At 65.5% G+C, this 14,023-nt stretch carries 15 protein-coding genes; 10 read left to right on the top strand and 5 right to left on the bottom strand.

What is annotated here, in order from left to right:
• Positions 1–40: 40 nt before the first annotated feature.
• Complete coding sequence (locus VW23_RS05135; protein WP_176730329.1) at positions 41–895, bottom strand: adenosylcobinamide-GDP ribazoletransferase; 855 nt, start codon at positions 893–895, stop codon at positions 41–43.
• Between the two features lie 61 nt (positions 896–956).
• Between VW23_RS05135 and VW23_RS05130 the strand changes: the two genes are divergently transcribed.
• The 3 genes from VW23_RS05130 (at position 957) to VW23_RS05120 (ending at position 3,454) form a co-directional block, all read left to right on the top strand.
• Complete coding sequence (locus VW23_RS05130; protein ID WP_069908507.1) at positions 957–1,421, top strand: SRPBCC family protein; 465 nt, start codon at positions 957–959, stop codon at positions 1,419–1,421.
• 158 nt (positions 1,422–1,579) lie between these two features.
• The gene (gene cobT, locus VW23_RS05125) at positions 1,580–2,590 is read left to right on the top strand and encodes a nicotinate-nucleotide--dimethylbenzimidazole phosphoribosyltransferase (protein ID WP_069908506.1); all 1,011 of its coding nucleotides are present in this window, start codon (positions 1,580–1,582) and stop codon (positions 2,588–2,590) included.
• An 81-nt stretch (positions 2,591–2,671) separates the two neighbouring features.
• The gene (locus tag VW23_RS05120) at positions 2,672–3,454 is read left to right on the top strand and encodes an aminoglycoside adenylyltransferase domain-containing protein (RefSeq protein WP_084645575.1); all 783 of its coding nucleotides are present in this window, start codon (positions 2,672–2,674) and stop codon (positions 3,452–3,454) included.
• Between the two features lie 55 nt (positions 3,455–3,509).
• Here VW23_RS05120 and VW23_RS05115 read toward each other — a convergent pair whose 3' ends face one another.
• Positions 3,510–5,024, bottom strand: a complete 1,515-nt coding sequence (locus VW23_RS05115) for a sensor histidine kinase (RefSeq protein WP_244513390.1) — start codon at positions 5,022–5,024, stop codon at positions 3,510–3,512.
• Between the two features lie 127 nt (positions 5,025–5,151).
• On the opposite strand from VW23_RS05115, the gene VW23_RS05110 reads away from it, so the two are divergent.
• The 3 genes from VW23_RS05110 (at position 5,152) to VW23_RS05100 (ending at position 7,298) form a co-directional block, all read left to right on the top strand.
• On the top strand, positions 5,152–5,826 hold the full coding sequence (locus VW23_RS05110) for a thermonuclease family protein (RefSeq protein ID WP_084645572.1): 675 nt from the start codon (positions 5,152–5,154) through the stop codon (positions 5,824–5,826).
• A gap of 109 nt (positions 5,827–5,935) precedes the next feature.
• A complete protein-coding gene (locus VW23_RS05105) occupies positions 5,936–6,415 on the top strand; it encodes an Lrp/AsnC family transcriptional regulator (RefSeq protein WP_055048427.1) in 480 nt (159 codons plus the stop codon).
• A gap of 1 nt (position 6,416) precedes the next feature.
• The gene (locus VW23_RS05100; RefSeq protein WP_069908505.1) at positions 6,417–7,298 is read left to right on the top strand and encodes an alpha/beta hydrolase family protein; all 882 of its coding nucleotides are present in this window, start codon (positions 6,417–6,419) and stop codon (positions 7,296–7,298) included.
• On the opposite strand, the gene VW23_RS05095 is transcribed toward VW23_RS05100, so the two are convergent.
• A complete protein-coding gene (locus tag VW23_RS05095; protein WP_084645570.1) occupies positions 7,295–7,576 on the bottom strand; it encodes a helix-turn-helix domain-containing protein in 282 nt (93 codons plus the stop codon). The genes VW23_RS05100 and VW23_RS05095 overlap by 4 nt on opposite strands.
• 548 nt (positions 7,577–8,124) lie before the next feature.
• Here VW23_RS05095 and VW23_RS05090 point away from each other — a divergent pair.
• A complete protein-coding gene (locus VW23_RS05090; RefSeq protein ID WP_069908504.1) occupies positions 8,125–9,771 on the top strand; it encodes a GMC family oxidoreductase in 1,647 nt (548 codons plus the stop codon).
• A 10-nt stretch (positions 9,772–9,781) separates the two neighbouring features.
• Positions 9,782–10,549: an SDR family NAD(P)-dependent oxidoreductase gene (locus tag VW23_RS05085; protein WP_069908503.1), complete on the top strand. Its 768-nt coding sequence runs from the start codon at positions 9,782–9,784 to the stop codon at positions 10,547–10,549.
• Positions 10,550–10,731: 182 nt separating this feature from the next.
• Here VW23_RS05085 and moaA read toward each other — a convergent pair whose 3' ends face one another.
• A complete protein-coding gene (gene moaA / locus VW23_RS05080; protein ID WP_084645568.1) occupies positions 10,732–11,814 on the bottom strand; it encodes a GTP 3',8-cyclase MoaA in 1,083 nt (360 codons plus the stop codon).
• 92 nt (positions 11,815–11,906) lie between these two features.
• The gene (locus tag VW23_RS05075; RefSeq protein ID WP_425285194.1) at positions 11,907–12,503 is read right to left on the bottom strand and encodes a L,D-transpeptidase; all 597 of its coding nucleotides are present in this window, start codon (positions 12,501–12,503) and stop codon (positions 11,907–11,909) included.
• Positions 12,504–12,741: 238 nt separating this feature from the next.
• On the opposite strand from VW23_RS05075, the gene rpiA reads away from it, so the two are divergent.
• Both rpiA and VW23_RS05065 read left to right on the top strand, forming a co-directional pair.
• On the top strand, positions 12,742–13,434 hold the full coding sequence (rpiA, locus tag VW23_RS05070; RefSeq protein ID WP_069908502.1) for a ribose-5-phosphate isomerase RpiA: 693 nt from the start codon (positions 12,742–12,744) through the stop codon (positions 13,432–13,434).
• A gap of 41 nt (positions 13,435–13,475) precedes the next feature.
• A complete protein-coding gene (locus VW23_RS05065; RefSeq protein ID WP_069908501.1) occupies positions 13,476–14,015 on the top strand; it encodes a DUF2059 domain-containing protein in 540 nt (179 codons plus the stop codon).
• Positions 14,016–14,023 lie beyond the last annotated feature (8 nt).

The following is a 14,023-nucleotide window of genomic DNA, read 5'->3' as shown; positions in this document are numbered from 1 at the left end:
GGTGTTCGTCTAGCTCCCCTCCCCTCAAGGGGGAGGGGAGCTAGACGACCACCAGCAGCCCGGTCAGCCCGGCGACCTCGATCAGCGCCTGCAGCGCTCCGATCAGGTCGCCGGTCTGTCCGCCGATCAGCTTGCGGCAGGTCCACACCCACACCGCCGCGACGCCCGCCGCCGCGGCGAGCGACAGGATCACTGCCACCACACTGGTGAACGGCGCCGCCAGCACGAATGCCAGCAGCACGGCAAAACCCATGCCGCCGAAGAACGCCCGCCGCGACACCCGTCCGACCGAGGCCGAGGCGCCGCCTTCACGGGCATTGGGCAGCGCGACGCTGACCCAGAGCGAAGCCGAGCGGCCGATCACCGTCGAGGCCAGCCAGATCGCCGCGGCGGCCAGCGGGTTGTACGCCGCCACTGCGCCGATCGCCGTCACCCGCAGCAGCAAATAGAGCCCGATCGCTGCCACCCCATAGGTGCCGTGACGGCTGTCCTTCATGATCTCGAGCCGCCGCTCGATCGTCGCTCCGCCAATCAACCCATCGGCGCTGTCGGCCAATGCATCATCCGCCATGGCGCCGGTGGCCACCAGCATCGCGGCGACACCCAGCGCTGCCGCGAAATAGCTCGGCACGCCGAGCCAGGCGGCAAGCATCATCAGCAGGGCCGGCAGGAAGCCGATGGCGACGCTGGTAAAGCTCAGGCCCACGGCGATCCGGTTGAGGTTCGGCTGCTCGAACGGGCTATCGCCGGTGGGCAGCCGCGAGAAGAACCTGAGCCCCATGATCAGGTCGTCCGCCAGGCGCCAGCCAAACGCCTCGGGCTGCGGCGGTTGAGGCTCCGCCCCGGGGCGGAAGTTATCCTGCCGCGGAGGCGTGCGGGGCGTGTCGTCGCTCACTTGCGGTTCCCGTGCCATGGGTCGATGCTCGCTTGTCCTTCAGCCGAGGGGGCATTGCAAGATGAGTGTCACGCAGTTCGAACTGGTGTCGCATTGGCGGATCGCCGCACCGCTGGATCGCGTCTGGCCTGAGATCGTCGACGTCGACGCCTGGCCCTCCTGGTGGCGTGCCGTGCGCAACGTCGAGCGGATTCGCGACGGCGATGCGGGTGGGGTCGGGGCGCTCCGCCGTCTCACCTGGGCCACGGCGCTGCCCTACACCATTACCTTCGAGGTGGTTTCGACCCGGATCGAGCCGATGCAGCTGATCGAGGGGCACGCCAGTGGCGAGCTCAGCGGCGTGGGGCTCTGGACCCTCGAGCCAGACGGCAGCGGAACTTCAGTGCGATACGACTGGCGGGTCGATCTCGGTAAGCCCTGGATGCGAACCCTGGTGCCGTTGCTCCGCCCGGCCTTCGCCTGGAACCACAACGTCCTGATGGGCTGGGGCGAGGCCGATCTCAAGGCCCGGCTGGGCATCGGCTGATCCCCGGGTCTGCCTTTGCTGATCCCCGGGTCAGCCTTTGCTGATCCCCCGGGTCAGCCTTTGCTGATCCCCGGGTCAGCCTTTGCTGATCCCCGATCGCGCTGGACTCTTGGGGCCGGACTCGCCCATGAGTGGCGACCCCTGAGCCGGAGCCGAAATTGCCGTCCCCCTTCGCCGATATCATCGACCTGTTGCACATCGCGCCCTCCGGAGATGAAAGCGCCGTCGCTGCCATCCGCCAGCGCGATCGCCAGCTCACCAAGCCGCCCGGCTCGCTCGGCGAACTTGAGCACCTGGTCGAGTTTCTCGGCCGCTGGCAGGGGAAGGCCAAGCCCACCCTCGATAACCCGATGGTCGCGATCTTCGCCGCCAATCACGGCGTCACCGACCAGGGCGTCTCCGCTTTCCCGCGCGAAGTGACGGCGCAGATGGTCGCCAACTTCACCGCCGGCGGCGCCGCCGTCAGCCAGATCTGCGCACTGCACGAGCTGAACCTGCGCGTCTTCGAACTGGCGCTGGAGCTACCCACCGGCGATATCACCCGCACCGCCGCGATGGACGATCGCATGTGCGCCGCCACTGTCGCCTATGGCATGGAAGCAGTGGCCGGTAAGCCCGATCTGCTCGCCATCGGCGAGATGGGCATCGGCAACACCACCGTCGCCGCCGCCATCTACGCTGCGCTGTTTGGCGGCAGCGGCGCCGACTGGGTCGGCCGCGGCACCGGGGTCGACGACGCCGGGCTCGCCCGAAAGGCCGATGCCGTCGATCGTGCGCTGGCGCTGCATAGGGATGCACTGGGCGACCCGCTCGCCATCCTCGCCCGCCTCGGCGGCCGCGAGATCGCCGCCATGCTCGGCGCCATCATCTCGACGCGCCAGCAGAAGATCCCGGTGATCGTCGATGGTTTTGTCGCCACCGCCGCTGCGGCCATCGCGCAGGCGGTGAACCCCGACGCGATCGACCATTGCATCTTCGGCCACCTCTCGGGCGAGCATGCCCATGCCCGGGCCCTCGAGGCGATGGGCAAGCGCCCGTTGCTCAACCTCGGCATGCGGCTGGGGGAGGGGAGCGGCGCCGCGCTCGCTGCCGTGCTTGCCAAGACGGCGCTCCACCTCCACAACAACATGGCCACCTTCGGCAGCGCCGGGGTCAGCGACAAAAACTGACCCCGCGGGTCAGCGGCAAAAACTGACCCGGGGGTCAGCGGCAATAGCTGACCCGGGGTCAGCGACAGGGAGGCCCAGGCGATGATCGCGGCCGGTGCAGAGGCAACCATTGACCTCGCCACTGGCCATCGCGTCAGCCTGCTGCAGCGCAATACCGGCGACCTGATCACCGGCCTCCACCTCATCGGCTCTGTCGCCGACGGCGATTTCCGCCCGGCCATGAGCGATCTCGATTTCGTCGCCGTGCTGTCCCGCCCGCTCGACGACGAGGACGCCGAGGCACTGGTGCTGGTGCACCGCAGCTACCGCACCGATCCGACCCTGCCGCGTCTCGACGGCATCTGGCTTACCGAGGCCGAGCTACGCGCCGGCCCTGACGCCATCGCCGACGGCCCCACCTCGCAGCAGGGGGATTTCGTTATTGAGGCGCGCGGCAACCGCAACCCGGTCACCTGGCACGCGTTGCCGGACGCCGTGTCGCTGATCGGCGCACTTGATCGCGCAGCGCTGTGGCAGGATGCCGAGCGCCTCACCGGGTGGGTCGGTGACAATGCGGCCACCTACTGGCGCAACTGGCTATCCCGCTCCTCAGGCATCTCGCCCGGCATGCTTGGCCGCGCCGCTCCGATGTGGGGTGTCCTCGGCATCAGTCGGCTGGCCTACACCAAGGCCACCTGCGCGATCGCGTCGAAGTCGGCGGCAGGCCAGTGGGCGCTGACGGCGTTCAACCCACGTTGGCGGCCGATCCTTGAGGAGGCGCTGGCCTATCGGCGCGGCGAACCATCGAAATACGGCAATCCGCTCGCGCGGCGGCGGGATGCGCTGGCCTTTGTCGAGATGGCGATAGCTGAGGTCGTCGGCTGACGGGCAAGCTCGCAAAAGGGGGGCGTGGGATGACACCGCGGCCGCAATCAGCGCCTCAGCTCGCCTCGGAGTAGATCTGCAGCCGCGGCTTCTTTTCCACCACCGGGGCCAGCGCATCCATGACGCGGGCTCGCGGGAAGGTGGCGATCACCTCGGTGCCGAAGCGGAGTTTCGAGAACAGATCGAACCGGCCCTGGTGCAGCTCCATGATCTTCTGCACGATCGGCAGGCCAAGGCCCGCGCCCTGTTCCGCGGTTTTCTGCGCCAGCGAGCCCTGGCCGAACGAGCTCAGCACCGTCTCGATTTCGTTCTCCGGGATGCCCGGGCCGTTGTCGCGCACGCTGAGCAACTGGCCGCCATCGCCAGAGCGGGTCACCATCAGGTGCACCTTGCCCGATTGCGGGGTGAACTTGATGGCGTTGGAGAGCAGGTTCAATACCACCTGGCGGATCGCCCGCTCGTCGCCCCAGAGCTTGGGCAGGTTGTGCGCATAGCTGACGCTGAGCTCGATCCCCTTGCCCTTGGCGCGGATTTCCACCATGCGGCGGCAATCCTCGGCGATATCGATCAGCGATATGGCTTCCTCGTTGAGGTCGTATTTGCCCGCCTCGATGCGGCTGAGATCCAGGAGTTCGTTGATCAGGTTGAGCAGGTGCTGGCCGGATGAGTGGATGTCCCCGGCATACTCCTTGTATTGCGGCACGTTGTGCGCCCCGAGCAGCTCGGACTGCAGCACTTCGGAAAAGCCGATAATGGCGTTGAGCGGGGTACGCAGCTCATGGCTCATCGTGGCGAGGAACTGCGATTTAGCGATATTCGCCTGCTCGGCGTGCCGCCGCGCCTCGTCGCTCATCTCGCGCGCTTCCTCGAGCTCGTTGATCAGCGCGTCCTTTTCCGCCTGATGCTCGATGGTTTCGAGTTCCGAGGCGTAGAGTTGCTTGGCGAGGTAGACGAAGAACATCTCGCCGCCCACCACCACCGCGGCCAGCGCCCAGTTGAGCGTGTCGCCGGCCAGCAGCAGCGTGATGGTGACGGTGGCGGCCGCGGGCAGGGTGCTCATCAGCGTGGCCGCAGGCAAAGTACGCGTCGACACCGCGTTGGCGGCAATCCCCACCAGCGTGATGGCGAACATCGCCACCAGCAGCGCCATGCTGTCCTCGGCTACCAGCGTGAACAGCGCCAGCAGGGCCCAGGCGATGCCGTTGACCAATTCGGCGCCGATGAACGTTGCGGTCCAGCGCCCGGCGTTAAACTTGGACGGGTCCTCGGTCTTCAAGCGGCGGCACAGCCAGGCCACCACCAGGTTGGCGACGATCACCAGCGCCGCCCATCCGGCGGCCGCCAGCGGAGAGACCCAGAGGCTCGAGAACAGCGCCAGGATCAGCACCAGCGCCGGTACGGCCAGCAGCCCGCCGAGCCGCGAGCTGGCATACTCGTCGAGCAGTTCGAAATCGAAGGAAGCGCGGGTGCCGGAGCTGGAGGTGAGGCGCTGGCGCGCGTCGAACACCGTCCGCTGCGAGTTGCGGCGAAGCTCGCGGCCCATCTGGGCGCGCACGTCCTGATCGTGCATCGCAGGCTTCAACGACATTTTACGCAGTACTCGACTAAACACTACGAACAGGAAACGCGTTCGTTACGCTTGTGCAAAAACCCTTAGCCTCGCATGGTTAAGTTTGGGTGAAAGGCGAGGCCTCGGAATGGGAAAAGCCCGTGGCGAGAAGCAGTTGCAGCCGACCCTGCACCGGGCCATGCCGGCCTGGGCCAATGGCCGTCGCAACCCGCTGCCGCGCCGCCACAAGTTCCGCTGGCGCAGCTGGCTGGTTATCCTCGTGGGGTTGGGGATCATCGCCTATCTATGGCTCCCCGACGCGCCATTTTCGCTCGACGGCCCACCGCTCACCGGGAGTGTCGAACGCGTCAGCGACGGCGACACCATCGACGTCGCCGGCCAGCGCATCCGCCTGCCGGGGATCGACGCGCCTGAGTGGAACCAGACCTGCCGGACGGCCGCTGGCGGCTCGTGGGATTGCGGCAAGGCCGCGGCCACCCGCATGCGCGAGCTGACTCGCAACCGCACCCTGTCCTGTCGTCCGGAAGGCCACGACCGCTATGGCCGGCTCCTGGCCGTCTGCCGCGACGGCAAGCTCGATATCGCCGAAGCCCTGGTCGCCGACGGGCTCGCCGTTGCGACGGACGGCTATCTGGGAGCCGAGAGTCAGGCGAGACGAGCCAAACGCGGGGTGTGGCAGGGGCAATTCGAGATGCCGGCCGACTGGCGCCGGCGTGAGGCCGAGGGAGGCGTCGCCGAGGCCGGGAATCCCAGCCGCTTCGAGCGTTTTGTCGCCTGGCTCTGGAGCCTTCTGCCCAGTTGACAGGCGCAAGATATTTGCGTTGTATGGCCACCTTATCCGACCATCTTTGCGTTATCGCGTTGATTTCCTCACAGTCACGCAATCTGATTTCTAGGGGGCTGCCATAGCTTTGGACAAGATCGACCGCAAGATTCTGGCGCTCCTGCAGAAGGACGCGACGACTCCGGTTGCCGAAATCGGCCGCAAGGTAGGGTTGTCTACGACGCCGTGCTGGCGGCGCATCCAGAAGATGGAAGAGGACGGGATCATCAAGGGCCGCGTCGCGGTGCTCGACCCCGCCAAGATCAATGCCGGCGTCACGGTGTTCGTGTCGATCCGCACCAACGAGCACAATGACGCGTGGATGCGGAAGTTCGCCGGCGTGGTCGAGGACTTCACCGAGGTGGTCGAGTTCTACCGCATGAGCGGCGAGGTGGATTACCTGCTGCGCGTCGTCGTACCCGATATCGCGGCCTATGACTCGTTCTACAAGAAGCTGATTTCGAAGATCAATCTGACCGACGTCAGCTCGTCCTTCGCCATGGGGCAGATCAAGTACACCACGGCCCTGCCGCTTGAGTTCGCCATCGTCTCCGACGACGACAAGTAACATGGCCATTACCCGTGAGAGACTGCGCCAGCTGGTCGGGCTGGTGGAACCGGCTGTGTCGCTCAGTGCTGCCCGCATCGAACAGCGCGACGGCTACGAAGTCGAGCACCTGACCTTGACGCTCGGTGACACCGAGGTGCGGGGCATTCTCACCCGGCCGCTGCAGGTCGAGGGCAGGCTGCCCGCCATCCTCTACGGTCACTCGCATGGCGGTCGTTACGATATCGGCGCCGACGAGCTGCTCGATGGCCGCGAATACCTGCTCGATCCGCTTGGCCCGGTCTTCGCCCGCGCCGGTTACGTGACGCTCTCGATCGACATGCCGGTGTTCGGCAAGCGCTCCACCGTCACCGAGAGCGCGGCGGCCAAGGCGTTGCTCTGGTACGGCAAGGGCCTGTTCGGCCAGATGCTCGGCGATCACTCGGCGGCGCTCACCTATCTCGCCTCGCGCCCGGACGTCGATCCGGCCCGCATTGGCGCCTTCGGCATCTCCATGGGTTGCACGCTGAGCTACTGGCTCGCCGCCATGGACGAGCGCATCAAGGCGGTCGCCCACCTCTGCTGCTTCGCCGACCTGCGCAAGATGATCGAGCTCGGCAACCATGACGGCCACGGCGTCTATCTGATCGTCCCCGGCTTGCTCAACGAGGCCGATGCCGGCGCCATCGGCGCACTGGTGGCACCCAGGCCGCAGCTCATCTGCATCGGCGAGGCCGATTCCCTGACCCCGCCCGCCGCCGTGGCGCTGGCGTGGGGGGAAACCAGCGCCGCCTATGCCAACCACCCCGGTCGGTTGCAGCTGGTGTCGGAACCTCATGTGAAGCACCAGGAGACGCCGCGCATGCGCGAAGCCGCCCTCAGCTTCTTTGCCGCAAATCTTTAGCCGCGTCCGGCGATCCCCAGGCTCCCATCGGCATAGCTGACGAAGCGGACGCCGTGGCGGGTGAAGGCCGCACGGATCGCCGTGACATTCTCGTCGCGCACGGCGCGGGGGCCCGGCATTTCGACGCGGCGCACGGTGGAGAACGACACGCCGGACTCCTCGGCGAGTTCGAGCGCCGTCCAGCCCAGATAGGCGCGTGCGGCGCGAATCTGCGCGTGGGACAGCGTATCTGTCGGGGTTTCCGTCAGCCCCTGCTGCACATGCGAATGCTGGTTCACGAGCGGGGTGCCTCCCGCCGTAGATTCGTCCGGTCCTTCGTGTCGCAGTCGCTATGCCCAGTAATGCCTGGTTGTGTATCTATTATTGTCATTTCCCCCACATCAGAACGCTGGTTTGTTGCCCCCCAACGTCTGAAGTCACGCCAATGCCTTCGTCTCGCACCTTATGCGGCAAAATTTGGCTGGGACAGTACCGACCGCAATCACATTTTGCCGCCGAGCAAAAACCGCTCAGTCGATGCAGTATGTTGGTCCAAAAAGAACAAAAACTGCTCTGGATGTATAGTTGCAGTAACTGGACACAATCGGCAGTCCAGTGCGCGGCGACAGAAAATGTAACTTGAGCCCGACTGTCAATGATCAATCGATCACATGCGCGCCAGGGCCGACGGTTTCCGTGTATCGACGCGCCGGAAGCTGGCGGCGGGCGCAGACAGTTCAGCGCATGATGGTTCGACTTTTCCGGCGCGCCGTCTATTGTGCGCTTCGGAGAGGGCGAAAACGTCCATCCGGTGCCGGTTGGCGCGAGGTCCTGGAGGGGGCGTGAGATGCGGGAGGAATTCGATCACATCGTGATCGGAGGCGGAGCGTCGGGCTGCGTTGCGGCGGCTCGGCTGGTGACCGATGGCGGCCGGCGGGTGCTGCTGCTCGAGGCCGGCTATTCGCATCATCACCCGCTGCTCGACATGCCGCCCGGCATCTTCAAGCTGATCAACGGCTCGAAATACATGACCTACCACCACACGGTGCCGCAGCAGCACCTGAATGGTCGGGTCCACGATATCCCGCAGGGTAACGTACTGGGCGGCGGCACCTCGGTGAATGCCCAGGTCTACATGCGCGGCCGCCCCTCGGACTATGACGAGTGGGACCAGATCCTGCGCACCAGCAATGATGGCGCCGCCTGGGACTGGTCGACCGTGCTGCAGCATTTCCGGCGCATCGAGGGCAACAACCGGCTGAGCAACGACTTCCACGGTAATGACGGCCCGCTGCTGGTCTCCGACCCCGGTCATGTCGACGACGTGTCGCGCTGGTTCGTGCAGAGCGTGCAGCAGAAAGGAGAGCCGTTCACCAGTGATTTCAATGGCGTGACCCAGCGCGGCGTCGGCTTCTACCAGTTCATGAACCGGAAGGGGAAACGCTCCAGCGCCGCCTATGCCTATGTCGAGCCGCTGAAGAACGACCCGCGCCTGACCGTCCGGCTGCGGGCCGCGGTGCAGAAGATCAACATCGAGAACGGCCGCGCCGTCAGCGTCACCTATCGCGATGGCAGAGGGGTGGAGCACACCGTCCATTCATCGGGCGACATCGTGCTGAGCTCCGGCGCTTTGGTGACGCCCAAGCTGCTGATGCTCTCCGGCCTCGGTCCCGCCGAGCAACTCGACAGCCACGGCATCAAAACGGTCGTCGATCTGCCCGGCGTCGGCCGCAACCTGATCGACCACCCGGAAGTCCCGGTGATCTCCGTCGCCAACGGCCCTTACGGCTATTTCAGGCAGGGCGTCGGCTGGCGCATGCTGAAGAACGGCCTCAACTTCAAGCTGTTCGGCAACGGCCCGATCCTCTCGGCTGGCTTCGAGGCAGGGGCCTTCATCAACCCGGTCGACCGCGACGCGCCGCCCTCTATTCAGGCCTTCTGCGTGCCGATCGTTTATCTTGATCGCGACCTGCTGAAAGTCTTCGACGACACCTATGGGGTGACCATCACCACCGTCCTGGTGAAGCCCAAGTCGCGGGGCTTCGTCGAGCTCCGCTCCGCCAACCCGGCCGATATGCCGCTGGTTTCGCCGCACCTGCTGCAGCACCCCGACGACATGCAGATGATGGTCGAGGGGCAGCGCTTCTTCCGCGACGTGCTGCTGACAGGAGCGCTCGGTAAGCGCATCGACAAGGTCATCGCGCCGCCCGGTCCAGATCTCAGCGACGAGGCCATGGCCGAGCATTGCCGCCGCTTCGTCAAGACCAACTATCACCCGGCCAGCACCGCCAGAATGGGGGCCGACGGCGATCCGATGGCGGTGCTTGACGCGCGCCTGCGCGTCCGCGGCGTCGATAACCTCAGGGTCTCCGACATGTCGGCGGTGCCCAACATCAATGCCGGCAATACCACGGCGCCCGCCATGATGCTGGGCGACCGCTGTGCCGATTTCATCCTCGGCCTCGATCGGCCGGCCGCTGCCAAAGTGAACTGAGGGAAATACGATGATCTTCGATCTGTTTCGTCTGGACGGCAAAGTCGCGCTGGTCACCGGCGCCACCCGCGGCATCGGCCTCGGCATCGTCGAAGCGCTCAGCGATGCCGGCGCCCATGTCATTCTCTCCTCCAGGGTGCCTAAACCAGAGGTGGTGCAGCACTTCAAGGACCTGGGCCGCCAGGTCGACTACCTGCAGGGCGACGTGCAGGATCCGGCCGTGCCGGCGCGCCTGGTCGCCGAAGCAGTGAAGCTCGGCGGCGGCAAGCTCGATATCCTCGTCAACAACGCCGGCGTGGCGCAGCACGGCGACACCCACAGCTTCCCTGAAGCGCAGTATCGGCGGCTGATGGATATCAACGTCGACAGCGTCTTCCGCGCCTGCCAGGCGGCGCTCGGCCCGATGCGGGCCCAGAAGAGCGGGGTGATGCTGAATATCGGCTCGATCTCGGGCCTGATCTCTAACATCCCGCAGCCACAGGCCGCCTACAACGCCTCGAAGGCCGCAGTGCACATGCTGACCAAGAGCCTCGCCTCCGACTATGCCGAGGACGGCATCCGCGTGAACGCCATCGCCCCCGGCTACATCACCACTGACATGACCAATGGCGGTCTCGCCGACCCGGTCTGGGGTCCGGTCTGGCGCGACATGACCCCGATGAAGCGCCCCGGCTCGGCCATCGATATCGGCGCCGCGGCGCTCTACCTGTGCTCGCCGGCATCAGGGTATGTGACGGGGGAAGTGCTGGTGGTGGATGGCGGGTATACGGTTCGGTAGGGCAGGGCTGACTGACTGAAGCAGACGACCCCCTCCCATCCTCCCCCATGAAGGGGGAGGTGCCTGCCGGTGTGCTTGGCACGATCGAAGACAGGACCTCGACTCTTCACCTCCCCCTTCATGGGGGAGGCCGGGAGGGGGCCGTCTCTATCAGTAGGGCACTACTTCCGAGAGCGGAGGCGTCAGCCCCCCGTCACACTCATGTGCCGGCTCAAGGCTGGCGCCGTGTGATCGCGATCCAGCACGAAATCGTGGCCCTTGGGCTTGAGCAGCATCGCCCGGTCCAGCGCCACATCCAGCGCGTCCGGGCCGCCCTCGCGGATCGCCGCCCGCAGGTCGACCATGTCGTCCTGCCCCAGGCACATGTAGAGCTGCCCGGTCGCTGTGAGCCGGACTCGGTTGCAGCTCTCGCAGAAATTGTGGCTCATCGGCGTGATGAAGCCGACCAGCCCGTTGGTCTCGGCCACGTAATCGTAGCGCGCCGGCCCGCCGGTGCGGTGCCCGCTCGGCTCCAAGGTATATTTCGCCTTGAGCCGCTCGCGCATCTCCTTGAGCGGCAGGTAGGTGTCGACCCGGTCGATGCCGACCTCGCCCAGCGGCATGCCCTCGATCAGCGTCAGCCCGAAACCGCGGCCATGCGCCCAATGCAGCATCGGCTCGATCTCGTCCTCGTTGACGCCGCGCATTGCCACCATGTTGATCTTGATCTTCAGCCCGGCATCAGCTGCCGCGTCGATCCCATCGAGCACATCGGCGATCCGGCCGCGCCGGGTGATCTCCGCGAAGCGTTGCTCGTCGAGCGTATCGAGCGACACGTTGAGCCGCTTCACTCCTGATTGGACGAGGCCCTCGGCGTAGCGTCGCAACTGGCTGCCATTGGTGGTGAGCGTCAGCTCCTCGAGCCCGTGCCCGATGTGACCCCCGATCTTCTCCACCAGCTCCATGATGTCACGGCGTACCAGCGGCTCGCCGCCGGTCAGCCGTACCTTCCTGACCCCGCGGGCGACGAAGGCGTTCACGATGGTGTCGATCTCTTCGAAGCTCAGCACGTCCTTCTTGGGCAGGAAGGTCATGTGCTCCGACATGCAATAGACGCAGCGGAAGTCGCAGCGATCGGTCACCGATACCCTGAGGTAGCTGATGCGCCGGCCGTAGCGATCGATGAGCGGGCGCGCCGCACCAGAGAGCACTGGGTTCGCGCCCGAGGGCACTGGATTCGCGCCCGTGGGAGCGAGGTTCGGCTGTTCGAGAAGCGTCAGGGACATTCCCCTTTTTACCGCACACTGGCGCGGACCGCAAAACAAGAAAGGGCCGGCTCGGTGGAGCCAGCCCTTCCCAATTCTGGAGTGCTCAGGCGCTACTGGTGGACGACCACCAGGGCGCCGACCCGCACGCGTTCGTAGAGATCGGTGACGTCTTCGTTGGTCAGCCGGATGCAACCCGAAGAAACCGCCTGGCCGATCGTCCACGGCTCAGAGGTCCCGTGGATACGATAGAGCGTCGAACCGATATAGAGCGCACGAGCCCCGAGCGGATTGTCCGGACCGCCGGGCATGTAAGCCGGCAGATCGGGAACGCGCTTGCGCATCTGTGCCGGCGGCGTCCAACCCGGCCACTCGGCCACTCGGGTGATGCGGTGCTGGCCCGACCAGCGGAAGCCGTCACGGCCAACGCCGATGCCGTACTTCATCGCCTTGCCGTCATCGAGCACCAGGTAGAGGCGCCGCTCCGACGTCTCGACGATGATCGTGCCCGGCTTGTACTTGCTGTCGTAGTCGACGATCTGCTTGGCAATGGCGCTGCCACGCCTGGAGCCGGCCTTGACCGCGCCCGCTTCCGACCAGGTGTCGGTGGCAGGATCGTAGACTCGCTTGGCTGCCGCGGCCGGAGCGGCCAGTGACAGCGACAGGATCGCCGACAAAAAAGCGGCGACCACTATCTTGGTCTTGGAGATTTTCTTCAAACTGCGCCTCTTGACGTAATCGACCCGGATTCTGAGCCAGTTTCGGATGGTTGATAAACTGTTCCTAGCAAGCAGTGAACCGGCCATGCCACGATTCGGACAAACTCAGAACACCACAGCCACAATGTGTTGCCTCGATGTGACATTTCCATTCACCTCTGCGTGAAAAGGCGAGGTTGACAGGTCTCTTCACCTCTCCTAGGTCCGCCGGACGGGGAGAACTTGCACCATGACCGACGATCAGAAGTACCGGGCTGCCGAGGCGGCGATGGCCGAAGTCACCAGCGGCATGCGGTTGGGACTGGGGACCGGTTCAACCGCGAAGCACTTTGTCGACATTGTCGGCCGGGCGGTCCAGAACGGGCTCGATGTGATCTGTATTCCGACTTCGGAAGTCACCGCGGCGCAGGCGCGCGGCCTCGGCATCCCGCTCACCGATCTTGAAACGACACCCGAACTCGACCTCACCGTAGATGGTGCCGATGAACTCGGCCCCGGCCTGGCGCTGATCAAAGGCGGCGGCGGCGCGCTGCTGCGCGAAAAGATCGTCGCAGCGGCCTCGAAGCGGATGATCGTCATCGCCGACCAGAGCAAGCGGGTCGAGGTGCTCGGCCGCTACCCCCTGCCGATCGAGGTCAATCATTTTGGGCTCGGCGCCACCACCGCGGCCATCGGCGCCGTGATGGCCGACTTCAACGCCGAGGGCGAGCTGCGTCGCCGCCTGAAGGCCGATGGAACCCCCTTCGTCACCGATGGCGGGCACGCCATCCTCGACGCTTTTTTTGGCCGTATTCCTCAGCCAGAAGCGCTGGCGAAAGCCTTGGTCGACATCCCGGGCGTGGTCGAGCACGGCCTGTTCATCGGGCTCTGCCAGCGGGCCTATGTGGCCGGACCTGCCGGTGTCGACGTTCTGGACGGCTAGGAGCCGCTCGGATAGAGGCTAATAGGGGAAACAAGAACCAGATGGGCACCAAGCTGATGACGTCCACCTTCAAACGCGCACCAATGCTTGTCGCTGCATTGCTGTCGCTAGTCCTGTCGAGCTTCGTGGCGCTGCCCGCGATGAGCCAGCAGGCCTCGGAAATTGCGCCCGAGCACCTGGCGCTGGCGCGTAAATATGTCGACCTGACCGACACCGGCGGCCTCTACGAGGCCACCATCGTGCAGGCGGGCATCAACACCTACAAGCAGTTGCTGCCGCAGAACCCCGAGATCGCCGAGCCGCTGAACACGGCGATCGAAACGGTGATCGCCACCTACAAGGGACGCAAGGGCGAGCTGTTCGACCAGTTCGCCCGCGTCTATGCGCTCTCCTTTACCCAGGAAGAGCTGCAGCAGATCGTCGATTTCTATTCGACCCCGACCGGCATCAAGCTGGCCAAGTCGAACGCGGCGATGAGCGGCACCATCAACCGCATCATGGACGTTTTCTCCGGCAACCTGAACACCGAGTTCTTCACCGCCGTACGCGCCCAGCTGAAGGCCAAGGGTATCGACACCTGAGCTTTCGC

Origin of the sequence: Devosia insulae DS-56 (genome assembly GCF_000970465.2) — a bacterium.
Taxonomy (GTDB): domain Bacteria; phylum Pseudomonadota; class Alphaproteobacteria; order Rhizobiales; family Devosiaceae; genus Devosia_A; species Devosia_A insulae.
Note: the sequence above shows the minus strand (reverse complement) of the source record. Positions and strands in the feature narration are given on the sequence as shown.